This is a genomic window from Enterococcus sp. ARL09-542 (assembly GCF_005234805.1).
In the GTDB taxonomy this organism is placed as follows: Bacteria; Bacillota; Bacilli; order Lactobacillales; family Enterococcaceae; genus Enterococcus_D; species Enterococcus_D gallinarum.
The window spans coordinates 38214-64435 of record NZ_QPQX01000001.1 but is presented as its reverse complement, the minus strand read 5'-3'; the positions used below and the strand labels follow the sequence as shown (position 1 = coordinate 64435).

Below are 26222 nucleotides of genomic sequence, written 5' to 3'. Positions count from 1 at the left end.
AGTCCTCAGTCGGGGCTTCCTTTTTTCGTAAGTCTGCGGATATTTCTTTTAAAACGATAGGACAAAAAAGCCGAGCGAGTGTACAAGTCGATCCCAATTGCCAGCCAAACACCAGCGATCCCTAAATTCAAGCTATTGCCTAACACTATCACACCTACTATTCGTATCACCCACATCCCAAACGCTGTACTATACAATGGTGTCTTGGTGTCTCCCATTCCTTGCAGCACGCCAGCTAGAATGAGACTGATCGCTAATCCTGGTTGATTGAACGCATCGATCCTCAAAGCCACCACGATTTGACGAAGTGCTTCGGGATCTTTCGTGAACAAAGTAGCAACAATCGGAGACCCAATAAATAGTCCAATCCCTAAGAGACTAAGAATAATCACACCATATTTTACAGATAAAAAAGCAATTCGTTTTGTCTCATCATAATCTTTCTTTCCTATACTCATTCCCGTCAGTGTAGCAGCAGCCGTCGCCAACCCATAGGCAGGCATATACACAAAGCTTTCAATACTGCCAGCAATGGTGTGTGCTGAATAGGTTTTGGCACCAATCGCCACGATCAGACCAAAGTACAATACCTGTCCCAAACGCATCACTAACCGCTCCAACGCTGCTGGAAAAGAAATTCGCAACAGTTCATTGAAACTACTTTTATTCAATCGAGTAAACAATGGAAAAGCAATAACAGAATGCTGTACTTTTCGATAAAGTAATATCGTACCTAACGACCTGGCAATTAATGTTCCTAACGCTGTTCCCATCACACCTAAAGCTGGAATTGGCCCTACACCAAAAATCAAGACATAATCCACTACGACATTCAATACGTTCGTAATAATACCGATTTTCATTGGTGTTTTGGTATCTCCGATTGCTCGTAGCATACTTCCTAAAGTAGACATCGTTGCAATAACAATAGCTCCGCCCCCTACAATACTAAAAAATTGCAGGGAAGAATCAAGGGTTTCTTTTGTCGCTCCCATGATCGTTAAAAGCTGAGATCCAGCTACTAAACTTACAATTCCAAGAAAAAGACCAGAGATGATTGCCAACAACAACGATTGCTTAGCGATCTGCTTTGCTTTTTCTAGGTTATTTGCGCCGATACTTCGTGAAATCAATGAAGATGTCCCAATTCCTAAAGCAATGAAAATAGCTATATATACATTCAATATTGCATTAGCCAAACCAACACCTGCAACAGCAAATAATCCGATTTTAGAAACCATCAATGAGTCAATAAAGCCCACTGTCGTTTCCAAGACATTCTCCACAGTTGCTGGCAATGCCAAATGAATGATTCGTTTCTGGATTTGCATGTCTTTTGGCAAATCTGCATTTAATTTAGTCATATTCTGTCACTCAATTCAACTTGTTGTATTGGGTGATCACCCGTTTCAAGGCCTTCATTTCTTCCTCCAAATCCGATCCTTCACTAACATGCATCAATGCATGATCCGCTTGGGCCTCCAAGAGGATTTGGCTGATTTTTTGAATGGCCGAACGAGCTGAGTTCAACTGGATCATGATATCCCCATAATCTTTATTAGCGACGACCATCTTTTTAATCCCAGAGACTTGCCCTTCAATTTTATTCAGGCGTTTAAGTAATTCATCTGTTTGATGTTCTTTGGCATGTGACATGTCGACTCCTCCTTTAATATAGGGGGTACCCCCCACCCCTATATTAATCAAAAATTATTTCCAAGTCAAAAAGTTTTGTTTAAATCCTTCTATTGCTAAAGTCATTTCAATTATCTTTCCTCGGAGGTGCTACAAATCCGCTCATGAATGAGAGAAACAGACAGCAACAAACTCACTTAGTGCAACTTTTACAAGTACTGTCGTTCTATATAGTAATTTTACACTTTGAATATTGTTTTAAACACTATACTGTGAGAAAATCAAAGAAGAAAGATCAACTTAAAAGGAGCGAATCAACATGCAGCCATCTGAAAAGCCAACAACCCATAAAACGCGCAAGCCAAAACGTCTTGTTCTCATCCTCCTCCCTACCCTGGTTGTTGTAGTGTTGGGTCTGTTCTTGAATCACTTCAATTACTGGCCTTTTCAGGGTAGCAAAATAGCCGGTGTCCCTGATGGTCAGCTTGTTCAACTAGAAAATAAACCAGATTTAACGGGTTTGCTACTGGCATATGGTTCGCAACTAAAATTCAACACCACGGCAACCTCATTAACAGTCTATTTTGATCACTATCGCAAAGGTGAATTAAATACTCATGACTCAGTTGCTTCTTTGACTTATGAACAAGATGTTTCCATCAGTGGCTATCTAAACTTTGGTATTGCGGAAGGACAGAATCATTTATTGGTGAAGCTATTCTCCAATGGCGCCATGTCACAAACAGTCACCGATCTTTCCGACTATGACTTTCCCCTTACACAGGAAGACAGACAATTTGGTGCTGTGACTACTATCAAAAACGGCAAAGTGAAACTTGAGAAAAACAAAAAAATCCCGCTGCTTTATTTAGCAGAAGGAAATGATGGACTAAAGATCTATGATGATATGGCGAATAATCTAGCACCAGATAACTTGAAAACCTTGCTAAATGCCTATTTGATTTACCTGGAAATTAAATAACATAAGTCCTTATAATTATCTAAATTGAAGCAGCTTTCTCTTTTCTATGAGGAGATATTTTTTTGCACCAACAAATTGTGAATAAAAAGAGTGCTATTTCTTAATTCGTTTTCCTTTACTTTTTTATGCTTTTTACTTATTATTCTTTTGAAATAAGAATAAATTAAAATAAAAAAGGAGAGCAAACATGGAAAAATATCAAGTGTTTCCTGGTCAAGACTATCAGGCAAAGGTTATTGGCTTTAGTGGTTTACAAGATGTTAGCGTTATTCATGTTTACGAAAATACAGCTACAGTGTTGATTCAAGGTACTTCTGAAACAGGAGTTGCGAAACTTTGCAACTTTTCAATCAAAACTGCATCATTGGTGGGATAAAACTTTCAGAGACTGAGGAAACTGATTTTAGGTACAGGATCCCCAAGACAGAAAAAAGGCAGCCCAATTAGTGTTGCTTCGTTGAAACACCAAAATGTATAAAGTATTTTTATTTTATTTATTCAATATCTCTCTACATTATTTGCAAATAATGTTAAAATAAAAAAACAGGAGATGTATCAGGCTTCCCCCAAGAGAATCTTCCCCAAGTGCTCTTGCCTGGTACCTCTTCCTTGTTTGTTTTTCGGAACTACAGAACAATGGTAAGCCATTCTTCTACGAATTTCAAGTGGTCTTATTGCTGAGCAAAACAAAGATTTACTATTCTATTCCCCTCAAATCTCCCAATAAAAAAACATTTCTTCTACTTTTGTTGATAAATTTCCAGCTACGGAGATCTGCTGATAATCCTATCCTCGAATAAAAAAACTGCGAAGGCACTTCTTGTTGAAGCGTCCCCCACAGTCGTTATCTATGACACATTTCTCATTTTGATTTGAATCCTTCTAGTTTGGAATAGTCTCTGTATATACAGTCTTCTTTCCATACAATTCCTGTGTGATTCCTGAAAGATAATCGGCAGAGTTGGTGCTGCGAAGATTATACATTAGGAAAATCCCGTAATTTTCAGCTTTCGTCCGTTTAGCATATTGAATGCTCTGCGCTTGGTTTCTTCCTACTTCTACAGCCGCTGGTCCTAAACGGTCGGCCCCCATTCCAACAAAGTAAGGAACCTGCCAAGAGCCATAATATGGATTCCAGCTATAATCGATCGTCTTTGAAACATTTTCATTATACATTGAATTCTCGGCAGCAGGACCAATATTATATAGTGTGATCAGCTTATCTGTCCCAAGACGATTTCTCAATGCTTGAATAAGCCAAATGAATGACTGATCATTTGGTTGAGGTGTCCCATTCTTCCCGTATTCTGCATACTCATCATCAAAATCGATTCCGTCTAAACCATACGTTTTCACCACTTGTTCTAGCTCCGCAGCAAACGCATCAGCACTGGCATAATCTGTGAAATTTGCAAAACCAGCTCCTTGGTGATTTCCTAATATCGATAAGAGAACTTTTGTGCCTCGTGCTTGTAACGGTTTAATCTGGGTTTCCTTTTCGGCTAGTGTTTTTTGTACTTGCTCATTTAAATGAAGATAGGCTTGCTTTGTCGCTGGATCATAATTGATATTCGCAGCAAAAATGATCCCGATGTCGATTGCAGGTTTGTCCGTTCCGGCTAGCGTATATTTCCCAATGTTTCTAAATTCGTTGTCATTGACTTCAACATACATCACTGTTTTCGGTGTGACTTGATCGGCAGCCTGAGCTTCTAAAACCGGTGCGGCCAAAGAAAAGAGACTTAAAAGAACCATCACCACAAAAGCAACTGTGAATCTTCGAGATGGTTTCACTGCTAGTTGATTCTTATTGTTCACTGTCAACGCCTCCTATAATAATCAGATATTTACACATCATTTATGAAGAGTTTTTTTGCATAGAGTCTATTGTTCTGCTGCCATAAGCGCAGCTTCTTTCAATGGGTCATATTCAGGGCTGACCGCTTCTTCATACTTAGCAGCCAAAAACACTCGATTCACTTCATAATGAGAAGTGGCACGTTCGATTTGTTGACTTAATTCTTGAACTTGGCGATCGGAAAACTGGTCGTTCTTTCTAGCAAGATAATGTTTAGCAAAAGCTTGCGACTCCGCCAAAGAGCAGCCTTTTGATTCCAAAATCGCCGTTTTTGTCCAGAGAAAGTCCGTCTTCAACAACTGATCGTTTCTTCCTTGGATACCATCGCGGCCAATCGCATAAAGAAACATGCCTCCAGTTTCAGTTGTACGGACATAATTTGCGACACTATAGAGATTGCTGGACTCATAAGGTTCACGGGTATCTCCCCATGTTTGATTGGTACGTTCTTCAGGAAACGAGAGACCGACTAAATACTGAGACCGTTCGATACCTGTCTTTGAGAACGTGTTGTTCCAAGAAGACTCCGCCCGCGTGGCATTCGATCCATATTGCTGCGCACCCAAAATACTGAACGCTGATGAAACAGGAGTAAATGGCTCTAGGGAAAAGATATCTACAGTATCATAAATCAGCAGTGTATCTGTGTCTGACTTCGGTCCGATATAGTGTGAGAGGGCCTCGATCACCCCATGGGCGATTTTCAGTTGACTGGTAGTATAAGTACTTTCCATATCAAAATCAAGGCCATCGATTCCTGGTGTCATATATTTATCTAAAAGCTGCTTTGCATAATCGTCAAATTCTTTTGCTGTTGGTTGGCTCTGCGTTGTAGGAACTTTCAATAGTTCGCGATAATCTAATCCTCGTACAAGCTTTGTTCCTCGCTTGTGTAATTCTGGTCCATAAACATTGGCGACTTCATCAAAAAAGACTTTACTATCTGCATCACTCACATTTGCGTGGAACACATTGACCACATCAATACCATAAGGAATATCTGTCATTCGGATCTGATTATTTTGTTCAGATGGAATACTTTGATCTCTCCATGTGCGGTAATAGACCATAAATGTTTTTTCCGATTTATCAACAGTCGTGGCAGATCCCTCAACCCCAAACAAAAACCCACAAAGCAACAACGAACTAGCGGCAAACAATCCCAAAACGACTTTTTTCATCAACATCCATCCTTTCAGAATAAAATTTGATACACTTTATGTTAGCGCTTACTTAATGAAATATCTAAGAACAAATTATAGGTATTTCATAACAAATTAAAGATTTTTCTTTAAAGTAAAAAAAGAATGCACTAAAAAATAGCAACAAAAGAAGCCCTCTATTCTCATGAGGGCTTTCTTATCCTTTTCTTGCGAAACGGCAGTCTCCTAAAAAAGAATGGTGATTTTGATAACACATTTTTAGAGCATTGCTTAACTGCGAACAAGCAATTCAAACGGTAAAACGATTTGTTCCCTACTCCGTTCCTGGAATAGACGGAACGCTTCTCGTCCACAGAGGTGCAAATGGAATTCAACGGTTGAAAAGTTCAGTAATCGACTGATCAGTAAGTTTTCTTGACCGATAATCAGAGGTGCTTTTCTTTCCCCATATTGAGATAATATTGTCGCTGCGATTTCATCTCCATTGGTAATGATCCCGTCAACGCCCCGGTCTTTGAAAAAAACAGCCGCAGCCTCGCCATCTTCTGCTTTGATACAATCCCAAAAAATGTCCTCTTCTGAAAACCCGGGAAAGAGCTCCTTTGCTTTAGCGATCGTATTGATCGAATTACAGCTGAGTCGTTTGCTGCGGCCAAGAGTCAAGCCTAACCGTTTAACGCCTTGTTCTTTAAGATAAAGGATGCTGGCTGTCACTGAGCCAACTTGATCGATCGTTACAAATGGGACATCCGTTCCGCTGGCATCTTCACAAAAAACGATAGGACCATTTTCAAGATAGGGGCGAAATGTCTCAATATGGTTGGCACGAGTGATGACAATCAATCCATCGAACCCTTTGGCAGCGAACTCTTCTAAATAGTCCTTCTCCAAGGCTTTATCGAAATTAGTTGGTAAAAGCGTCACCTTATATTGTTGCGCAAATGCTTCTTCCATAATGCCATTTAGTATTCTATCGAAGAAGGGATGGTTGACAAATGGTACGATGACTCCCACATTGAATGTTTTTCCTGAGCTTAGTTTCTGAGCGATCTTATTCGGCTTATAGTTCAGTTCTTTCATCATGGCTAAAATGGTTTGACGCTTTTGTTCTTCCACATACGGATGGCCGTTGATAACCCGGGAAACCGTAGTGATGGAATAACCAGTCATTCTTGCAATATCTCGAATCGTTGCCATAAACAGTTGCTCCTTATGCTATGTATTTTCACTGCTGCTTTATCTTCCTCTGTCTAGTTGTAGTCTACCATAAAAGGAATATAAAGACAGATTGTGGGGATGAAAAGGAAGATTTCTCTACCATAAGTGATAGACAAACAACCCGAAGTAGTTCTTTCTACTTCGGGTTGTTGATTATTCTTCTTCATTCCTATCTCATTTTTTCTACAAAGGCTTTTATAGAAGGATTTTGGCAGCCAGCGTCAAAACATTCCAAAAAACGTGGGGTTAACGCGGTGCGAACCAAAGCTGGATCCAGTGCTTTCAAACCTGACAGTAGTGGTTTTGCCATCACTTGTTTTACTTCATTCAATATTTCTGCATTGCGATTTTGTGATGCTTTCCGTTCTTTAGGATACCCATTTCCTTTGTTAGAACCAAAAGCACGGTCGAAGATTGTTTCCAGGTTTAGCTCTGCGCCCCAGCCGAATCCTTTAGCATAAGGCAAAGACAGGGCATTACCATTATTGATTTGCAAAAAAAGATATGCGTCGGTTGGTTCGATACAATACCCGCATATCACACCGGGATAGGCATTTAGAGACATTAATGCGCCTTGTCCAGTGCCGCAGCCAGTCACAATAAAATCAATCGCTCCTGAATGAAGCAGCAGTGCCGCTTGAATACCTAAATGAATATAAGTCAAACGTGGATTGTCTTTGCTGTAAGCTTCTGGCAGATCTTCTGATAATAAAGGTTCACTCATGCCAACATTATAAACCTCATGACCATATTTGTTGCCGATTGTTGTCAATTCATTTAGGATAATTGGATTCTTTGCTGCCTGACTAAATTCGTTCAAAAGTGCGATTTTCATTCTTTTCCACCTCATTTATTTTTAAAAAAAGATAATTGAAAGCTGCCAAAGCGTTTTTTTTCGTTTTAAAAGCGGCCATTAGTGAGTCGTTTTCTGTGAAATCGGTTAATTCCCGATAAAAATGTTTGTTCTGTCTAATTTCAATCGGGGTCTGCATTCTAGTGGCCAGTAAAAAGACCGTGTCCACCATTTCATCCTCGTACCAAAGAATGGGTTCTTTCAAAACCATTATTGCTACTTTAGGTTCAAATACTTCTGTCATACTTCCATGTGGAATCGCTGTATGATGACCGATACAGGTAGTTGTCTTTTGTTCCCTTTTCCAAACCGTCAGATAGAAATTTGGCGATACAAACCCTAAACTTTCTAGTTGATTGGATAAAAATGTCACGACTTCTTCTTTGTTTGTATATGTTTGATTTACGAAGATCAATCTTGGATCCAGCAACGGCTTGGATGCATCGGAAAAAATAGAGATTGATCCAGGTACAATTCCCCAACGAGAAAGAGCCGTTCGAATATTCACAAGATCTTTGTTTGAAGGAAGATAAGAAATCGGAACTGCAGTGACCGAATCTACTGGAACCATCGTTAAATAAAGGACATCTTTTCTGGTAGAGTCAATTTCTTCTTCTCGTATAATATGAATCTCTTTGATTTCTGGAATATTTTTTTTAATATATTCAGTGGCAAACAAACTTTGGGAACGGCCTCGATCCGTTACTAAATAAGCATCAACTTGACTTTGATTTCTCAATATAGCGGCTTCGATATACAAAACGATGTAAGCAATCTCATCTTCGGTTAACTGTACATTATAGTAGTCCTCAAATAATTGACTTGTTGACCAAACACTCAAAAAGACGCGACCATAGAGTTTTTTCAAGTCTCGGGTCAATTCAGATGAATTTTTGTGCCCGTATTTCATTCGAAAAATAGCAGAACGAAGATGGTTTGTCAGTTCTTCTTCCAAAATTTTGTCTTCCGTCAATGGCTGTTGCAAAATTTCTGAAATAGATGAAATGATTGTATGAACAAATTCAAGCAAATCGTTATCATACTGATTTTTTAAATTAGTGAGTGCTGCCGAATCCTTCCAGCGCAATTTATTTGATACAAGAATTTCCGCAGTAAGTATTCTTTTATCTACCTCATTGAATGTTCCGAATCCTCTTTTTTCTAATCCACGATAAAGGGTTTCAACAAAACTATATTCATTGGTGTATTCTCTTTCAAAATCATCAATCGTTGGCATATCAGAGGCATAAGAAAATCTTCCAATGCTCAAAATCAGCATGATTCGTATTTTGATAAACGAGGTATTAGAAAATTTGATTTTCCAATCACTTTCTGCTTTTCGAATAATCTCAGAGATTTCTTCAACAGATATTCCTCTGGCAAATCGTTGCAAAACAACAGTTTGTTTTTCATCTTCTTGCAGAAGGATCGCATCTCGAATCGCTACCCGTTTTGAATATTCATCACCTACCAAAGTAAGTCCTTTTCCGGGAATCGTTTGAATCATAATATGATGATCAGCAAACCATTCTTTCACATGACTCATTAGTTTTCTGAAAGTAGGTATACTGACATATAATTTTTCAGCTAATTCTACTTGAGTGATAAAGTGATTACTCGCCCTTTCCAACAGCAAACAAATTAATGTCCATTCATCATTTTGGGAAATTCCTTCAGGTATAGAAAAATCACTGAAATGTTTTAATAACTGGTTTTGTTTATTTGGATAGAGCACAAATAAGATCCCTCTACCAGGCTTCGTATCAATTCGTCCAAGTTTATTTTCTACCAACAAATCATCGATTTGGGCGATTTTCCTCCGAATCGATTTTTCAGATTTGCCAACATATTCAGCTATTTTTTTGATAGAGGTCTCCGGATTTTTCTGAAGAAAACGTAAGATCTCTCTCTTTACTAATTTGTCTTTTATCAAATCCAAAGCCCTCCTATCAGATTCTGCCTTTCATCAACTATTCATGACCCGTGTAAGTAACCTCGCCAAAAATATAACGATCCTTTGAGCCGATTACCTCAATGTAATCTTTCACAAATTGCTTGACTCCTGCTTCAGCAGCCATACATAAATGCATATAATCCGTTTGCTCGTCTTTTTTTAGTTCTCTCATCATGGCTTCTTTTGCAACAGTGAACGCATCTGTAGCCACATTGATTTTATTGATTCCTAAAGAAACTGCTTTTCTTAAATTGGCTTTCCCGCAACCACTTCCTCCATGAAGCACTAATGGCATCTGCAACGTTTCTTTTAACTCTGCTAAACGCTCAAAGTCTAGTTGTGGTATTTTTCCTTTGGGGTAGTTGCCATGTGCGGTACCAATCGCAACAGCTAGAGCATCAACATCTGTTTTTTGAACAAAGTGTAACGCTTGTTCAGGATTTGTGTAAAGATCCATATTTGCATCATCTTCGTTCAGCGCTTGTCCTACATGTCCTAATTCTGCTTCAACAGAACAGCCAACGCTATGTGCAAGACTGCAGACCATTGCCGTCTTTTGCAAGTTTTCTTCATAAGACAGACTTGAACCGTCAAACATGACATTTGTAAAGCCTTGATTGATACATTCAGCAATGACTTGGAAGTCCATGCCGTGATCTAGATTCAACGCAACAGGAATAGTAACTCTGGCTGCCAGTTCCTTGATCAATGGAATCATTTCTTCTTTATGTGCATGATTTTTCATTTGACCAGGACCGAATTGAATGATGATCGGTGAACGCTGTTCTGCGGCTGCTTCGATTCCTGCACGCGCCATTTCAATATTGATACTATTCATCGCCATCACACCATAATAATTTTTATTGGCATCTTCTAAAATTGATTTCATACTTACTAACATTGTTGTCCCCCTCTTCTTCATATGATCGCGTTTCTTATTCTTCTAAAGTAATGTCAAAATCGAAATCGTCTGTTTCACTGTTTTCTACTGTTTCAGTTTCTGCTACCGTTTCACGTTTGATGACCGCATAGACAACGCCGGTAACAACTGAACCGATCACCAGAGCTACAACGAACATTAATGGATTCGTCATCATTGGTATCACAAAAATACCGCCATGAGCCGCAACTGATTCCACGCCAGATCCTACCGCTATTGCTCCAGCAGTTGCGGATCCTAATACGGAGCTGATGATGAAACGAACTGGATCTGCTGCCGCAAATGGCAGTACACCTTCGGTTATAAAACATAACCCCATTGGAAAAGCAGCTTTAGCGGTATCGATTTGTGCTTGTGCAAATTTTTTTTTGGCTAACAAAGTGGCAATGAATGCCCCGATTGGCGGTGTCATCCCTCCAACTAGTTTAGCCGCCATTGGACCGTTGATTCCATCTGCTCCTAATGCATTGGCTGCCAGTGAAGCAGTTTTATTGATAGGCCCGCCTAAATCAAATCCCATGCAGGCACCGATTACCCCACCGATCACAGACTTTGCTCCGCCATTCAGCGCAATGATCCATTGTTGGAATCTATCCATAATGAAAGCTAACGGTGGCGAGAAAATCATTAGAAACAACATCCCACTAACTAAAGTAACTATTACTGGGATAACCAAGACCGGCATCAAGCCTTGCATCCAACTTGGGACTTTCCATTTTTTCACCCAATTCACACCATAACCAATCACAAAAGCGACCAGCAAGCCCCCTAAAAATCCGGCTTTTGTTTCATTAGCGGTATATCCTAAAATAAGTGCTGGTACAATAGCTGGCCGTCCAGCAATGGAATAGGCGGTGCCAGCAGCCATAACCGCAACCGCAAAGGCCATTGCATAGGAACTCAGCTTGTTGACTCCCCACCAAAAACCTGTCCACGTATAAGGATCCATCTCAGAAAACGGCGTGACTCCCGGTTGAACTAAATCTCCAATATTGTATCCGCCAAACCCTTTTGCTAGTGCCCCCAAAATACCACCGGCTACAATGATCGGAATCATATACGAAATTCCTGTCAGTACGTGTTTCTTTACCTCAAATTTCCCCTTCATGTATGCTACTCCTTTCCTTGATCATAAGCCTAATTTTTCATGAATTTTCTTGATTACACCTTCTGGTGATTTCATGATCAATGCTATGGGAATGTCAATGACTTTTTTCCCTTTGAATCGTTCCCGAGATACGCCAATATCCGTAGCTAGCAACACGATATCTGCTTCACGAATATCTTTTTCAGTTAATTCATTTTCTACCCCAATCGAACCTTGCGTCTCAATTTTCACATCATCCCCAGCTTTTATGGCAGCTTTCTCAATTTTTTCCTTTGCAATATACGTATGCGCGATTCCTGCTGTACAAGCAGTGATTCCAACTATTTTCATTTTCTTCCTCCTTAAATCTTTAATCGATCGATAACCTCATCAACTGAGTGGGTTATTTTTAATCGGTTTAATAGTTCATCATCACTTAATTTTGCTGCAACCTTACTCAACAATTGCAGGTGTAATTTTGCACCAGATACATCGTCCGGAACCGCAAATAAAAAGAAAAAATTAACTGGTTGATTATCGTAAGATTCCCAGTGGATCATTTTGTTTGTTTTACCGATTGCGATTCCAGCTCGCATGACCGAATCTGATTTCCCATGGGGAATTGCCACGTTATTCCCCATTCCTGTGATCCCTTCTGCCTCACGCTCGTATACAGAGGCAATAAAATCGTCAAGTTTGCTGAGATAATTTTCTTTGTACAATAGAGTAGCTAATTCACGAATCACTTCGTCTTTTGTGCTGGCTTTCATATTTAGATCAATAACATTCCGATCAAATATTGTTTGATTTTCATTGACTGTTTCCATTCTTTCGCTCCTTCCATCTCTTATTACACAAAGAATAACAGAAAAAAAGAAAGCGCTTTTAAAGAAATTGGGAAGAGCATTGTGGAATCTTTTTCTTTGCTGTTCAATCATGACTTTCAGATAATAAGACCTGGGCATTTATAAGTAAAAAAATTTATAGATAAAAATAAAAGCCCAAAATTTTTTGGGCTTTTCGGGTTAGTAGATTTCTAATATTATAAAATTAATTATTGATGGAGAAGAACATAAGCCAAGGAAATAAGTACCCTAAGTATAATAGTATAATTCTAAGCCTTATTTGCTCTTTCCTTAAACACATACATCCAGCCCGTTAGGCTGATCACTAAACTGGCTAAAACAAGCCAAAACCCGGAATCAATGGTGATTCTCCCCTCTGCAACTAGCTTCTGTGAACCAATGACCATGTCTCGACAGTAAAGAAATGTTCCACCTGCACCGATAATTAGGGAGACAATCAATGTAGTATAAATTTCACCTTTACTAGCATTGTGTCCAAAAAAACTGCCGCTCAACATTTGATAGCCTACTATCACACTACCTACGATCCCCATGAGAAAAAACGCAAAATCACTAGGATTACTGAAAAAACCCGGCATAGTAAATAATAATATAAATCCAACTTTCAATCCCCACTTATAGCTATTGCTTTTCAACTGATTCTGCCGTTCATCATAAGACTCTTTTTCCATTCTACTCACTGATCGAAGAAGTAATCCATACAAGAGATAAAAGCCAAGAATAAATAAGACTCCAATAAACCAATAGCCTACCCAGGTAAAGAAAATCAAATTTGCTGCTACCCACAGCACGTGTAATACTTTCTCAAAAATACTTGCCCACTTGTTTTTCATTCGTTTGTGCCTCCAGTCAATTTAAACAGCTCCTCCACTGATAATTTAAAATAATGAGCAATCCGTAATGCCAACTCTAATGAAGGATTGTATTTGTGGGTTTCGATGGCGTTGATCGTTTGACGAGAAACGCCCATAATCGCTGCTAATTCGCCTTGTGATAATCCTTGTTCCTCACGTATGCTTCTTAAACGATTGATGACTGGCATCTTCTCACTCCTGTCAAGTTTCCTTTACATAGAAGTTACCATATTTCACAGCTTGTGTAAAGATTCCTTTACATTTCCGATTTTCGATAAAATCCAATCTATCCTCCAAATACAAACTTATTCCTTCAAATGTTAGATATAGCCCCTCATTAGTAACAAAATAACTTATCATTCTATTTTGACAATATAATCTGTTAAAATGAATGAATCCTACCTATAAAAAATTGATTGGAGTGTACGAGATGAAGAAAGTATTAATCGCTCTTTTTTCCGTCGGTGCAATTTTAGGACTGTCGATCCATTTCTTTGGACTACAGATCGGACTCGCACTTTTTAATAAACCGATCTATATGATTCCACCTTCCGTCTATCGATTAACAAAAGATGCATTAACAATTATGGAGAATTATGGAGTATATGCAAAAGAGACAGGATTTGAGAAAGAAATACCAAACTATCTAGCTCAAGTCAAAAAAGACGATACGTTTGATGATGTTGTGCCCATGCTCAATGAAGCCATAAAGGAAGCTGGTGGTGATCATTCAGCTATTATTGAAGTCCAAGAGGATAAAGCGCCACTTTTCAATCCAGCTCTGCTTACTTTCCCTAGAATCTTGGCAGAAGACAACATTGTGACCCTCATTTTGCCTTCATTTCCTGCTAGTGATGAAGAAAATGTGCACACTTACGTTACTACAGCACTCGAACAACTTTCCAAGATTTCTGATCCCAAAGGTGTCATTATTGATCTACGAGGGAATACCGGTGGCAATATGATGCCTATGTTAGGGGCATGCGCTCCTTTCTTTAAAGAAGGTAAACTATTCGAATTTACTTCTCCTAACAAAAAAATCCCCGTCTTCAAGAAAGACGGGAAAATATGTTTTGAAGAAGATAATTTAAGTCTACCAACTAACTTAAACTTTCATCACTTGCCTATTGCTGTCTTAACAGATCATCAGACTGCTAGTTCAGCTGAAGTTGTACTGGTTGCTCTTTTAGGACAAGACCATGTTTCCTCTTTTGGAGAAGAAACAGCTGGTTATGCCACAGGGGTTTCAATGATTCCTCTTTATGGAAAATACGCTTTGTCCTTAGCAGGTGCAAAAATCAAAGGTTCCAATGGGATACTGTATGAAGAAAAGCCAATTCTTCCTGATGTCATAACTGACCACCCGGAAGATGCTGCACTAAAATGGCTTAAGTCCATTCATTAACCAGCAATTTGAGAAAATCCTTACTAAAAATACTTTTTTTCCTTAGATTCTGACCTACTCTATCTCAGCGCCTTCACAAGCGCTGTTTTCAAGTTAGGATTTTTGAAGGACACCTTTTTTAGCATAGCGCCGAAAAACACGATGGACCAGTTTGCTCGCTAATCGTTGGATAAAGACGGAATAGTTGAGTAATGCGATCAACAAAATCAAATTGATATAGGTCGTATTGCCGAGATTAAATAGATCTCTTCCGACAATCAATGCGATAAAGTAGAGGAGCTGTGTGCCGAAGAAGACAAATGTTCGGTACTTGCTGTTTGGCGGATAAATTTTCCGCTGGATCAAGATGTAATTCCATGCAGTAAAAATCACACACATGATCGATAAAGCTTGACCACTGCTGCCGAACAAGTGCCCGATATTAATAATAAGTAATGTTCCAATTGCGATTGACAGCGAAGCCGGGAAGGCATTTTTGAAAATAGTAGACAAAAAGGCGCCTTTGATCCGATTGAAATCCGGTTCGAAATTCAACAAAAAGGTAGGAATGCCTACAAAACAAGCATTGATGATCGTAAGTTGGATCGGTTCAAAAGGATAAGCGGTCCCCGATAACAGTGTTCCCATAGTGATCAAGATGGAGAAAAGCACTTGAACCAAAACGAGCGACCCTGAGCGGGTAATATTATTGATGACTCTTCTCCCTTCATCCAGTACCGAAGGCAGCGCCGAAAACTGGTTTTCCAGCAGAACTAAATTTGCCACTTGTCTTGCTGCATCGACTCCTGATGCCATTGCGATCGAGCAATCGGCTTCTTTAAGAGCTAGGACATCGTTGACCCCATCTCCTGTCATAGCAACCGTATGATTCATTTCTTTTAAATAAATGACCATTTCTTTTTTTTGCTGTGGAGTCACTCTACCAAAGATCTGATAGTTGCCGACTGCCTCTTTCAGTTCTTCGGAGGTAAGCGTCGAAACATCGATATAATCAGACGCTCCGGGAAGATTGACTTTTTTGGCGATTTGACTAACCGTGACCGGATCATCGCCAGAAATGATCTTGCACTGAATGGCTTGGGATCTGAAATACTCTAGAGTAGCTTTGGCATCTGATCGGACCGTATCCGATAATAAGAAAAATCCTAAAGGTTCAATCGTTGCAGGTAACTCATGATTTTCGCAAATCTGAGGGCTATGTGCCAATACAATGACCCGATACCCTTGTTCAGCCAGCGCTCGTTCTTGTTTTAAAACAGGGGCATGCTCGTTGGACAAAAGAATAGAGGCCGCACCAATAAAGTAGGTCCCTTTTCCTTCAAAAGAAACACAACTGAATTTTCGTTCCGAAGAAAAAGGCACGACATGCTGCATCGCATACGTTTCCTTCTCTGGAAAGAAGTCTCTTAATGCCATGGCCGTTGGGTTCTTGTCCGGTAAATGTGCCAGTAGATTTTGTGTGATCTCTGCCATTTCTTCTTCTGAGGTAAAAGGGATCACTTTCTCTACTGTCATTTGTCCTTCTGTGATCGTTCCCGTTTTATCTAAGCAAAGAACATCCACTCGTGCTAACGCATCGATACAGTTAAGCTCTTGCACCAAGACTTTTTTTCGTGCCAGATAGACGGCACTGATGGTTAAGGTCACACTCGTCAGTAAAAATAATCCTTCTGGAAACATTCCTACAGCTGCGGCGACAGTTCGCAAAATGGCTTTGTTGAAAGAGGCATGCGTAATAAAATATTGTTTAAGGAATAACAACGTACACAATGGAATCAGAATCATACTGATCCAGCGAATGACTTTGTTCAGACTTCCTTGAATCAAGTATTTTTGCCGCTTGATCGTTTTCGCTTCCTTATTGATTTTTTCAATATAATTTTCTTCGCCGACGTGGATGACTTGGCAAAATGCCTCACCGGCTGTGACAAAGCTGCCTGAAAACAGTTCAGCATCAGGTTCTTTACTGATGCTATCCATTTCTCCTGTCAATAGCGATTCATTCACTTCCAATGAACCTTCGATGACTTTGGCATCTGCCGGAACTTGGTCACCATTCTTCAATAACAGAATGTCATCTAGGACTAATTTATGGATCGGCAATGTTTCTAAATTGCCATCACGATACACATTGACTTTGGCAACTTTTAACAGCGCCAGTTTATCAAGGGTTCGCTTCGAACGGATTTCTTGAAACATGTTAATGATCACATTACTAAAAACGACAAAAACGAATAAGCCATTCTGATAAGAACCAGTTAATGCCACTAAGAAAAAGAGGAGGCTGTTGATCAGATTAAAAAAAGTAAAAACATTTGTAAAAATGATTTTCGGATACGAATTCGTCTTATCTTTCTTTGATTTGTTGACTTCTCCCCGTTGAATCCGTGCTTTTACCTCTGCTGAGGTTAATCCATGTTTGTTTTCGATGATGTCTCACCCTTTCTTCTTATCATTTGTCATACTCTCATTCCATCTTACGTAAGAATGGCTGGTTAATCTATAGGACTTCCGGTTGGTTTTTGCGGAACTTTTATTTTTTATAGTCTAAAGAATAATTTATCCTCTCATAAAAGATGACCTAATTGTGTAAAATATAGCATAATATGCTGCTGCTTGGCGTTTCATTTTTGTCACTTCACTGTCACGCTTTGGCATAATGTTCCTTTCTGACCTCGTTTGTTTAGTACTTGAACATTCAGCAACCTTGTTCTATCAACGATACTCGTAATCCCTTTCTGCTAAAATAAATAACTAGAGAGGTATCATCTTTTTTGCGGGTTGTTTTTTATCTTTAGAAATTCTAAAGGGTTGGAATGAAAGTTAAAAGAACACGCTTCGACAAAAAAGGCTCAAAAACTTTTTATCAAAGTTTTTGAGCCTTTAATGATTTCCGTTTTTTTGATCAGTAAATTTTCATTCACAAGTATCCTATGACGCTCTGACTAATTCAAATGTTTCTGATCCAAAGAGTCAATGGCATGCATGAGACCTTCCAACCCAGCAATGATTTTCTCTTTTGGTGCACCTAGATTAAACCGCAGGTAAGTCTTACCTTCTGGTCCATAAACCTTACCATTCATGATCGCGATTCTTTCTTGTTTTACCAGAACACTTTGCAATTCATCCATACTATAAGGTAAATCTTTTATGTTGATCCAGCCTAAGTAGGTTGCTTCTGGAATAGTGAAATGAATTCGCGGATCAGCAGACAGTATCTTCTTTGCTTCGAAAAAGTTCTCGTCGATTGTTTGATTGAGTTCAACGGCCCATTTCTTTTGATTCCGATAACAGTCCATTGTCGCTAGTAGTGCAGGATATGGAATCGACGATAGACCATCTCTTGCTTTCAATATCGTCAAAAATCTTTCTCGTAATTTTTCATCCAAAAAGATAGCATAAGAGCCACCCAGTCCTGGCGTGTTGAACGTCTTTGATGCGGAGGATAGCAAAACTGCAGGCACCTCTATCGAATCAATAAATTCTAAGATAGGTCGATGTTTTTCTCCTGGGCGCCGGACATCCATATGGATCTCATCACTCAAGATAGCGACGTTATGCATTTGGCATAGCGAAACCAAGTTGGATAGTTCTTGATCAGTGAACACTCGGCCAGTTGGATTGTGCGGATTGCATAGCAGAAAAATTGCTGGTTTTTCGATAGCAAATACGTTGGCTAAAGCATCAAAATCAACCGTAAACCGTTCCCCATCATTGGTTAAGGAAAATGGGATCAACTCCCGTTCGTTACCGGCGATACAATGATAAAAAGCATCATAGCATGGAGTAAATGTTACTACTTTGTCTCCTTTTCGACTTAATAGTTGGATGCAAAGAGATAAGCTATAAATGACACTTGGCGAGTAGACACACCAGTTTGGATCAATCGTACAATCAAATTCCTGCAAAAACCAATGGCTGATGCTCTGCTTATAATCAAGATGATTCCAGCGAGTATAACCAAAAAAACCTCTAGTCACAGCTTTAGCCAATACTTCTTTGGTTCCATCAGGGATCATAAAATCCATATCTGAGATTGAGAAGGGCAATAGCCCTTTTTCTCCGAAACGATCTTGGACATAATCCCACTGGGTCGAATACGTGCCGTAGCGAGAGCGCTGTTCTTTAAAGTTACTCAAGATCGATCCCTCCTTCATCCAAGGAACGAATAACCGCAGAAATCAACTCGATCGTCGCTTCAACGTCATTGATGTCCACGATGGAATGCCACGAATGGCAATAGCGAACCGGCACGCAAAAGACTAGGGTTGGTTTACCGGCATCTAACTGAACCGAACCAGCATCCGTTCCACCTCCGGCTAACAAATCATATTGCCAAGGAATTTGATTGCTTTCAGCAACTTCCTTGCAGTAATCCAACAGCTTTATATTTCCTAATGCGGTTTTATCGGCCAGAACAAGACCTGGACCTTTGCCTTGAATACGATTAGGATAGTCCGCAGCTTTTGGCGTATCTTTCCCATTGGCTACATCAATAACGATATTGATATCGGCATCTACTTGCTGCGCGGCAACTTTCGATCCTCGTGTCCCAGCCTCTTCTTGAACAGTCCCCACACCAATGATTTCGACATGTTGCGTTTTAATCTGATTTTTGATCTGAGCCATGATCGTACAGGCAACACGATTGTCCAATGCTTTACCAATAATCTTCTGCTGATTATAACTTTTCTTGGCTTGAGTATTTGGCAAAATCATATCACCAATCTGCAAACCAGCAGCTTCCAATTCAAGTTTTGATTTGGCCCCAAAATCTATATACATCTCACTGATTGGTACTACTTCCGACATTGCATGCGTTGATTTTGGCAGCGTTCCCACCACACCTTCTATGATAGAGCCGTTTTTACGACAAGTTGCTCGCACTTGCTGCCCCAAAATGACATGCCCCCACCATCCACCAATCGGATAGAAGTAGACAAAGCCTTCCTCTGTGATACGGTAGACAAAAAAACCGACTTCATCCATATGGGCATAGAGTGCGATTTTTTTCTTTTTTGTTGTCAAATCTCCAAAATAGAGGTTTCCAAATGAATCTTTGACGCCATTCGAATCAATGATCGTCATCAGCACCTCTTGCACTTGTGACTCTTGACCAGGCAGTGCATCTAAATTAGAAAGACGCATTAATAATTTATCGGTTGCAATCAATAGTTATCCACTCCTTACTGAATTTCGTCAAAAGTTCAGCATTCCCCAGATCATTTACTAATATATCGTCCTCGATGCGAATACCGAATTTTTCTTTCGGGAAATAGACTCCTGGCTCAATTGTGAACGTCATATTGGCTTGAATTGACAACTCATTTTTGGGTGCTACGGCCGGATATTCATGACAAGAAAGACCAATGCCATGTCCCAAATTATGACTAAAATGATCCTCAAGTCCCTCTTTCCTCAGTGCTTGTCTTGCAACTTGATCAATCTCTCCTAACGTTTTATTGAAAGAAACCTTTTGAACAGCTGATTTTTGAGCTGCCAATAGGATCTCATAAGTTTCTCGGATCTCGGGTTTTACTTCGCCAAAGCCTATCGTCCGTGTGATATCCGAATAATACCCGTCGTAGATCGTTCCAAAGTCAATCATGATCAGCTCATTCGCTTCAAGTTTTTTCTGACTAGCATGGGCATGAGGCAACGCGGTACGCTCTCCGGAAGCGACGATTGTTTCAAAAGCCGGGCCTTCGCTACCTAATTTCTTGCTACGATAATCGAGTTCATTCGCTAAGTCTAGTTCTGTCATCCCTACTCGAATCATTGACATGATCCGTTCTAATGTTTGATCGGCAATCTGCGCCGCCTGTCTGAGGGCACAAATTTCTTTAGATGATTTGATCATTCTTAAACTTTCCACCATGTTTTTGGTGGTGATTAGCTGACCATTGGCCTCCTTCATTAAAAAGTGAAGCTCAGTAAAAGTCTGATAGGAAATGGTTTCCGCCTCAAAACCTACCTTCATTCCTGCAATAAATGGTCGCATTACTTCGATCAAATGACTTCCAATCGGGATCTCACAAATTTCCACACCAGTTGTTTGTTGAGACGCTTGTTCTGTATAACGACCGTCCACAAACAAAGTTAATTTATTTTCAGTAACTAGTAGTAAGCCGTTTGACCCCGTAAATCCGCAAAGATAGCGACGATTCGTTTTATCTGTGACTACAAGTCCGGATAATTTTTTTTCCGCTAGTTTTGCTCTTAATGCATCGATCCTCATCTATTTTCCCCTCATTCCTTTTCTAACCTGAATCATCTTTAATAGTTGATTCTCGTCTCAAGGGTAAACAATATACTCAGAATAGTAAAAACGGGGCACAAGTTCACAAGATAAGTGATGACCGATAGAATGGTTTCTTTTGCAAGAGGACTAGTACCCCAATTTACCAGACAAGATTCCCCACACTATTGTTTATCCGCTACTTGTTCTAACTTATGCCCCAGCCCCTTTGGCTAGAAATCAATATCTGTTAAGTATTGTTCATCTTCATCTGAGATGACTGAGTTGCCTTTTTCTGCTTCTAATAATGCTTCCCGCTCGAATTCTTGTTTCTCCAATACTTTGAAGAATGGCAAATATAAGCCAAAAGATAAAGCGACTTGAATCACTTGAATGATGACTGCTCGCCAATCGAATCCTGTGAGAAACCCTTCCATAAATATTGGCACATAAGGCGGATCAAAAATCGGGTAGTTCAGTAAACCTAGTTTCATACAAATCATTGGGAACATTCCTACTAATGCCCCACCAAAGATAAATGGAATCATCAAAACTGGATTCAAGATGATCGGCACACCGAACAACACAGGTTCATTGATACCAAACATGGAAGGGAGTAAAGCAACTGCCCCTACTTTTTTGTATCGTTGTGACTTACTGATGATCATTGCTAAAACTAAGCCAATCGTCACACCAGAACCGGTAAAGTTGGCAAAGGCCGATAAGGTACCATTCGTAATGACATGGCGTAATGGTTCTCCCGCTTCGTGCGCTGCAATGTTCTCGGACAAATATTGCACTGCGATTGGTGAAAGAATCGGGGAAAGAACCGCTGAATGGATACCAAAAAACCAGAAAACCAACCGTAAAACTAATACTAGATAAATCACCCATAGCGAATCTAGACTGCCAATAGCCGGTGCTAAAATATCCATGATGACTTGCGGTAAAAGAACACCCCCAGATAAACTATCGGTAACCGCACGGATCACAATAAACAGAACCCCGATAGCCGCAGTGGGCGTGATCAATTCGAAAGAACTGGAAACAAAATCCGGAACCCCCTCTGGCATTTTGATCACCAACTTGTGCTTCGTGAAGAATTGGTAGAGTTTGACCGAAATAATCGCTATGAAAATTGCAGTAAATAAGCCCTTAGAATCAAGATAGCTGGCGACGATATTGCCGTTGTCATCCACATCCATTGCTACAATCAAAAAGGCAATTGCTGACAACATCATTGATCCCACTGTATAAAGCTTATAGTGTTCACTTAAGAAATACGAAATTGCTAGAACTGCATACAAACCAACTAACCCTAATGAAACTTTTGAAATAATCCCAAAAATATAACCGTAGCTTTCAAACCAATTTGCAACTCCCTGTGTAGTAATGAACTCAGGAATAGACGGAAAAATTGCTGCAACAGACCCTAATAATAGCACTGGTGTCATTACGACCATTCCTTTTTTGATCGCAGTCAAGTAAGCATTACTATCAACTTTATTAGCAACCGGCACCAATGTTTTACGAATAAATGCTTCTACTTTTTCAAAAGCACCCTGTTTTTTTGGACTTTCCATTTTTTTCACTCCTAATTATTGAGTTTTCAATGCTTCATTCTTACGATATGCAACCAACGCTTGTTTCATTACCGTAGCCCCATCCATGGACCCATAGATATCCGACGTTAATAAAACAGTTGGTTTGTTCACTTTATCTGCTTCCCCTTTAATGAAATCATATTTGTGACTCAATTGTGGCCCAACTAAGATGACATCATAGTCATTGATATAGCGTTCCAATTTGTCGACACCGATTGCCTCCATTGGATAGTCTTTTTCATCTAAGCTTTTTGATTCTTTGACAACTTTTTTCATTGACTCCATCATCATTGTCGTTGAGAAGCCTCCTGCACAAACAAGCAATATTTTCATGTTTCTTTCCTCCTACTTTTTTTTTGATTACTTATTTTCTTCGCTTTTTTCCTTTAACATACCAATCATTTCTTCAATCAAATCGCGTGCCAATAAGCTTGTCATTAAATGATCCTGCGCATGAACCATTAATAGACTAGTTTCTGTTTTCTCGCCATTCAGTTCACCGGTAATCAACTTTGTCTGGACATCATGGGCATCAATACTCCTTTCTTTGGCTTCTTTCATTTTTGCTTCTGCCTGTTCAAAATCCCCTTTACGGGCGAATCTTAGCGCTTCAAAAGCTGCTCCTCGCGAATCTCCTGCTGCAGAGATGATTTTAAAAATATCAACTTCTTTTTCGTTCATTGTTTCATCCTTCTTTCATTAAACTTTGTATATAAGACTTAAAGTCTTGAAAATTCGTGATTTTGGCTAGTTGATTGTCTAACGCTTGGTCTTCCATCATTTTGATCATCAATCGACTGATTTCTTTATGCAGATTTAAATGATCTTTCTTGATATTGATCAAGAAAATAACCTTGATTTCTTTTTTACTGTACCAAATTGATTTTCTTAACAAAATGACATCGATGACTTCCCTGATCGCTGCCTGCTCCATAGGATGGGGTCCTGCGATACCATTTTGATAGATGGTATCGATCATTTTTTCTCTCTCAAGAACACTGTGCTTAAATCCCTGCTCGGCCCACCCATCTTCTAAACGAGCCGCTTCGCTTTCTAGTAGTTGCAAATAATCTTCTGATTCCGTATCAATTTGAAACCACTGAGGATCAAATAAACTGAGAATAAACTGGTGTACATCAAATACTTTATTTTCCGATTCCCGCAATAGGCTTAAATCTTTTTCGATTTTATTGATTTCTGCCCGATTTAAAATCGTTTTTGTGTAGATGATAGGGATAGCAAACTGTTCCTGATCCAGAGGAACAGTGGAAATCAGTAAGTCAAAACTTTTATCAATCTGATCAACTTCGTTCAAAGCAAATGTGATGACTTCAGCATTGCTGAAAAGCCGCTCTAAATTAACTTTCAATAAATAAGAAGCACCGCCACCCGTAGAACAAATGACAGCTATTTTTTTATAATCATCGATTAACTGATTCGCCTGCTTCTCAAGACTAGCTGCGAAATAGATAGCAACGTAGCCTATCTCATCTTTGCTGATATCTGCGTCCAAGTCCTTGTTTAATTCACTGATGAACACCATCGCAACGTTGAATACATTGGCATATTGCGTATAAATGTCATCAATGATCGGATTATCTAGTTGATGTCCGGTATACAGTCTTTGAAGTAATGGAGCGACATGCATCAACAGGGCATTACCTAATTCTTGATCTGTTCTAAACTGTGTATGGTAACGTAAATCGACAAGCTCTAGTGTTTTTTCAATTGCTTGTTTCAATTGCTGATTACTGGTTCGATCATCAAGGACCGAAAATTTTCCTCTCAGTTGCTCATGCAAATAATTTTTTTCCATAGTAGAAAAAGTAATGGGATAAGCCGTTTCCAAATAGGAGACCAAATCTTCTGTTAAAAGGTCATACTTATCGGTTGCTGTCCTTACGGTTCGTTCGTCATTCGTTAAAGTGTTATTTTGTGTGATTCGAAAAACAAGCAATCGAATATGCTGTATGATATTCTCAAAAACAATATCGCTCGCTTTAAGTTGATGCTGTTGCAACTTTTCTGATAAACAGGAACGTAGCGCCTCTTCATCAAAGACGAAGTGAAAAGCTTTATATCGTTCCGTCAGGACGGGTGTATGGATAATGTTGCGAATCAAATAAAGAATTGCTTGTCTTTTCTTCTCTTCAGTCCCGACAATCTTCAAACCATAATGTGCTTTGCTGAATAAAGTTAATCCGTAGTCCTTGCAAAACAATTCGACTTGTTTGATATCTGCTTTAACTGTTGAAAGACTCACCTCTAACCATTCTGAAATCTGCTGCATCGTAATGTATTCTTCATGAAACAGCAGGAGAAGTTCGATATTCTTAATTCGTTCGTTCGGGTTCCCGTTATCGATCTTTTCTTGACGTTTTGCATGAGATAAAAATCTTAGAAACTTTTTTTTATCAGAAATTTCCAGTTGATAGCCTGCCGAACGAATCCGCTCTATTGAAAATCCTTCTGTTCGTCCGATATCTCTTAACCACTTGATATCATTAGCCAAGGTCCGCTCAGAAATCTGAAATTCAGCGGCCAATGCCTTGGGAGCAATTGCTTGCTTCTTTGCATATAAGTATTCAACAATTTTTTCTTGTCGCATAATTTCCTCCCGCCTTCACATAAACTATACAATGTAAGCCCTTTACTTAAAATGGCAACTTTTTCCGATAAATGATGCAAGAATAATCTGATTCAAAAGAATAACCATTTCCTTCTACGAGCAAACGATTCGGTTTACATAACCGGGATCGATCGATATTTTTCTGAACACTGCTGATCCTGCATCATTTCAGCTGTTAGCCTCATTCAACTACTCCATTCGCATTCTAAAAAAGATAACTAATATACAAAAACAAGCCAAAAGCCTCGTTACAAAGCTGTTGGCTTGTTCAATACAGAACCATTATTGATCGAATCGATTCTTCTATTTTTGATCAAGTATACTTCTATTTATACACCCTAATCGCAGGAGGCACAAAATCAGTGACAAATGCGTTGATTTCGGCAAGTGATTCGGCGAAAAGAATTTTGTCGAAGTCTTCTTGGGTCAAGAACCCTTCTGTTACCATTGCCTGGTATTGTTGTTTCAATGGATCAAAAAAGCCGTTGAAATTGATCAGCACACATGGGTTGGCATGTTGCCCGATCCTGCCCCAAGAGATGACTTCTGTAATTTCCTCAATGGTTCCCGGTCCTCCTGGCAATGCCACATATAAGTCAGCCAGCTCGATCATTTTTTGTTTTCTTTCATGCATATTCGAGACAACGATCAGTGACGTAAGATTCTCTTTTGCTAATTCTCGTGCCACCAAGAATTCTGGTATGATGCCTGTTACTTCACAATTTTCTTCAATAGCGGTTTCGGCAATTATTCCCATCAATCCCGCATTACCGCCTCCATAGACAAGGTTATACTGATTTTCACCTAGCCATCTACCTAATTCTTTGGTGATTTGCTTGTATTCTTCTGAACTTCCGATACTTGCTCCACAATAGACTGCGACATTCATTCTCAAATGATCCCCTTTCGATCTGATTGCACTTCATGTTATTATAG

Annotated in this window: 25 protein-coding genes; 3 read left to right on the top strand and 22 right to left on the bottom strand. The window is 39.4% G+C overall.

The genetic code is table 11. The features are described 5' to 3' along the window. Positions 1 to 5: 5 nt before the first annotated feature. Positions 6 to 1364, bottom strand: a complete 1359-nt coding sequence (locus DVW06_RS00310; RefSeq protein ID WP_005470468.1) for an MATE family efflux transporter — start codon at positions 1362 to 1364, stop codon at positions 6 to 8. Between the two features lie 10 nt (positions 1365 to 1374). Then, on the bottom strand, positions 1375 to 1656 hold the full coding sequence (locus DVW06_RS00305; protein WP_005470466.1) for a metal-sensitive transcriptional regulator: 282 nt from the start codon (positions 1654 to 1656) through the stop codon (positions 1375 to 1377). A gap of 298 nt (positions 1657 to 1954) precedes the next feature. Here DVW06_RS00305 and DVW06_RS00300 point away from each other — a divergent pair, with 298 nt between their 5' ends. Further along, the gene (locus tag DVW06_RS00300) at positions 1955 to 2617 is read left to right on the top strand and encodes a hypothetical protein (RefSeq protein ID WP_003125528.1); all 663 of its coding nucleotides are present in this window, start codon (positions 1955 to 1957) and stop codon (positions 2615 to 2617) included. A 187-nt stretch (positions 2618 to 2804) separates the two neighbouring features. Continuing rightward, positions 2805 to 2993: a hypothetical protein gene (locus DVW06_RS00295; RefSeq protein ID WP_003125527.1), complete on the top strand. Its 189-nt coding sequence runs from the start codon at positions 2805 to 2807 to the stop codon at positions 2991 to 2993. Positions 2994 to 3499: 506 nt separating this feature from the next. On the opposite strand, the gene DVW06_RS00290 is transcribed toward DVW06_RS00295, so the two are convergent. The 11 genes from DVW06_RS00290 to DVW06_RS00240 form a co-directional block, all read right to left on the bottom strand. After that, on the bottom strand, positions 3500 to 4372 hold the full coding sequence (locus DVW06_RS00290; protein ID WP_050762652.1) for an endo-beta-N-acetylglucosaminidase H: 873 nt from the start codon (positions 4370 to 4372) through the stop codon (positions 3500 to 3502). Positions 4373 to 4501: 129 nt separating this feature from the next. After that, on the bottom strand, positions 4502 to 5656 hold the full coding sequence (locus tag DVW06_RS00285) for an EndoS/ChiA family endoglycosidase (protein WP_005470460.1): 1155 nt from the start codon (positions 5654 to 5656) through the stop codon (positions 4502 to 4504). 252 nt (positions 5657 to 5908) lie between these two features. Continuing rightward, positions 5909 to 6835 (bottom strand): LacI family DNA-binding transcriptional regulator, encoded by a 927-nt coding sequence (locus DVW06_RS00280; RefSeq protein WP_005470459.1) that lies wholly within the window; start codon positions 6833 to 6835, stop codon positions 5909 to 5911. Between the two features lie 190 nt (positions 6836 to 7025). Then, complete coding sequence (locus tag DVW06_RS00275) at positions 7026 to 7691, bottom strand: RpiB/LacA/LacB family sugar-phosphate isomerase (RefSeq protein ID WP_003125523.1); 666 nt, start codon at positions 7689 to 7691, stop codon at positions 7026 to 7028. Further along, positions 7663 to 9642 carry a BglG family transcription antiterminator gene (locus DVW06_RS00270; RefSeq protein WP_005470455.1) on the bottom strand — a complete coding sequence of 660 codons (1980 nt, stop codon included), beginning with the start codon at positions 9640 to 9642 and terminating at the stop codon, positions 7663 to 7665. The genes DVW06_RS00275 and DVW06_RS00270 overlap by 29 nt, the downstream gene beginning before the upstream one ends. Before the next feature lie 37 nt (positions 9643 to 9679). After that, positions 9680 to 10564 carry a class II fructose-bisphosphate aldolase gene (locus tag DVW06_RS00265; protein WP_029486417.1) on the bottom strand — a complete coding sequence of 295 codons (885 nt, stop codon included), beginning with the start codon at positions 10562 to 10564 and terminating at the stop codon, positions 9680 to 9682. Between the two features lie 34 nt (positions 10565 to 10598). Next, positions 10599 to 11711, bottom strand: coding sequence for a PTS fructose transporter subunit IIC (locus tag DVW06_RS00260; protein ID WP_003125518.1), 1113 nt, complete (start codon positions 11709 to 11711; stop codon positions 10599 to 10601). A gap of 21 nt (positions 11712 to 11732) precedes the next feature. Beyond that, the gene (locus DVW06_RS00255) at positions 11733 to 12041 is read right to left on the bottom strand and encodes a PTS fructose transporter subunit IIB (protein WP_005470452.1); all 309 of its coding nucleotides are present in this window, start codon (positions 12039 to 12041) and stop codon (positions 11733 to 11735) included. 11 nt (positions 12042 to 12052) lie between these two features. Further along, positions 12053 to 12517 (bottom strand): PTS sugar transporter subunit IIA, encoded by a 465-nt coding sequence (locus DVW06_RS00250; RefSeq protein ID WP_005470450.1) that lies wholly within the window; start codon positions 12515 to 12517, stop codon positions 12053 to 12055. Between the two features lie 287 nt (positions 12518 to 12804). Beyond that, positions 12805 to 13389 (bottom strand): hypothetical protein, encoded by a 585-nt coding sequence (locus DVW06_RS00245; RefSeq protein ID WP_003125517.1) that lies wholly within the window; start codon positions 13387 to 13389, stop codon positions 12805 to 12807. Further along, the gene (locus DVW06_RS00240; protein ID WP_003125516.1) at positions 13386 to 13598 is read right to left on the bottom strand and encodes a helix-turn-helix transcriptional regulator; all 213 of its coding nucleotides are present in this window, start codon (positions 13596 to 13598) and stop codon (positions 13386 to 13388) included. The genes DVW06_RS00245 and DVW06_RS00240 overlap by 4 nt, the downstream gene beginning before the upstream one ends. Positions 13599 to 13840: 242 nt before the next feature. Between DVW06_RS00240 and DVW06_RS00235 the strand changes: the two genes are divergently transcribed. Further along, on the top strand, positions 13841 to 14815 hold the full coding sequence (locus tag DVW06_RS00235) for a S41 family peptidase (protein ID WP_003125515.1): 975 nt from the start codon (positions 13841 to 13843) through the stop codon (positions 14813 to 14815). Between the two features lie 93 nt (positions 14816 to 14908). On the opposite strand, the gene DVW06_RS00230 is transcribed toward DVW06_RS00235, so the two are convergent. The 9 genes from DVW06_RS00230 to DVW06_RS00190 all read right to left on the bottom strand — a co-directional run bounded on the left by DVW06_RS00230 (position 14909) and on the right by DVW06_RS00190 (position 26175). Continuing rightward, positions 14909 to 17248 carry an HAD-IC family P-type ATPase gene (locus DVW06_RS00230; RefSeq protein ID WP_034704006.1) on the bottom strand — a complete coding sequence of 780 codons (2340 nt, stop codon included), beginning with the start codon at positions 17246 to 17248 and terminating at the stop codon, positions 14909 to 14911. 512 nt (positions 17249 to 17760) lie between these two features. Then, entirely contained in the window at positions 17761 to 18954 is a 1194-nt protein-coding gene (locus DVW06_RS00225; protein ID WP_003125513.1) for a MalY/PatB family protein, read from the bottom strand. Beyond that, the gene (locus DVW06_RS00220) at positions 18947 to 19987 is read right to left on the bottom strand and encodes a M42 family metallopeptidase (protein WP_003125511.1); all 1041 of its coding nucleotides are present in this window, start codon (positions 19985 to 19987) and stop codon (positions 18947 to 18949) included. Before DVW06_RS00220 ends, DVW06_RS00225 begins: the two co-directional genes overlap by 8 nt. Beyond that, a complete protein-coding gene (locus DVW06_RS00215; RefSeq protein WP_137264294.1) occupies positions 19971 to 21053 on the bottom strand; it encodes a M24 family metallopeptidase in 1083 nt (360 codons plus the stop codon). The genes DVW06_RS00220 and DVW06_RS00215 overlap by 17 nt, the downstream gene beginning before the upstream one ends. A 233-nt stretch (positions 21054 to 21286) precedes the next feature. Further along, positions 21287 to 22636 (bottom strand): PTS sugar transporter subunit IIC, encoded by a 1350-nt coding sequence (locus tag DVW06_RS00210; RefSeq protein WP_003125508.1) that lies wholly within the window; start codon positions 22634 to 22636, stop codon positions 21287 to 21289. Positions 22637 to 22651: 15 nt separating this feature from the next. After that, positions 22652 to 22990 carry a PTS sugar transporter subunit IIB gene (locus DVW06_RS00205; protein ID WP_003125507.1) on the bottom strand — a complete coding sequence of 113 codons (339 nt, stop codon included), beginning with the start codon at positions 22988 to 22990 and terminating at the stop codon, positions 22652 to 22654. Between the two features lie 27 nt (positions 22991 to 23017). Beyond that, on the bottom strand, positions 23018 to 23338 hold the full coding sequence (locus DVW06_RS00200) for a PTS lactose/cellobiose transporter subunit IIA (protein WP_003125506.1): 321 nt from the start codon (positions 23336 to 23338) through the stop codon (positions 23018 to 23020). Between the two features lie 4 nt (positions 23339 to 23342). Beyond that, the gene (locus tag DVW06_RS00195) at positions 23343 to 25265 is read right to left on the bottom strand and encodes a BglG family transcription antiterminator (protein ID WP_137264293.1); all 1923 of its coding nucleotides are present in this window, start codon (positions 25263 to 25265) and stop codon (positions 23343 to 23345) included. Positions 25266 to 25611: 346 nt separating this feature from the next. After that, complete coding sequence (locus tag DVW06_RS00190; protein ID WP_003125504.1) at positions 25612 to 26175, bottom strand: LOG family protein; 564 nt, start codon at positions 26173 to 26175, stop codon at positions 25612 to 25614. Positions 26176 to 26222: the final 47 nt, after the last annotated feature.